1 protein-coding gene is annotated in these 584 nt (G+C 67.5%); it reads right to left on the minus strand.

From position 1 onward, the window contains the following. Positions 1 to 584, minus strand: a 584-nt coding sequence (locus WT24_RS15410; RefSeq protein WP_156441807.1) for an Ig-like domain-containing protein, incomplete at both ends; no start/stop codon positions are given.

Here is a 584-nt window from a genome sequence, read left to right on the forward strand (position 1 = left end):
ACGGTTGCATCCGGTGTACCGTCGCCATTCGTGTCGATGTTGACCGTTGCGCCCGCTTCGGCTGTACCCGACAGCGACGTACCGTCCGTTGCGTTCACCGTCGGCAGTGCAGGCGCCGTCGTATCGACTGTCAGGTCGAATGCCGCGCTCGGCGCGCTGACGTTACCCGCAGTGTCCGTTGCGGTGACGGTCAAGCTGTGCGCGCCTTCACCCAGCGCCGTCGGCGGCGTGAACGTCCAGTTTCCGGACGGGTCTGCCGTCGTGGTGCCCAGCAGCGTCGTGCCGTCATAGACGCTCACTGTGCTGCCCGCTTCCGCCGTACCGGCAAGCGTCGGCGTCGTGTCATCCGTCGTTGCGCCAGTCGTCAGCACGCCGGCGATCGAACCGACGTCATCCGTGACGCTAACAACGACCGGGGCCGCCGGCGCCGTCGTATCCCCCGACACCGTTACCGAGGCAGACGGCCCCGTATTGCCTGCTGCGTCGGTGACCGTCACACCAATCACCGTGCCGATCGGCAGCGGGGTCGACGGCGTATACGTCCATGCACCGCTCGGGTCGGCCGTCACAGTGGCGTCCGGCGT

The sequence above is a fragment of the Burkholderia sp. MSMB1078WGS genome, from assembly GCF_001528895.1.
GTDB lineage: Bacteria > Pseudomonadota > Gammaproteobacteria > Burkholderiales > Burkholderiaceae > Burkholderia.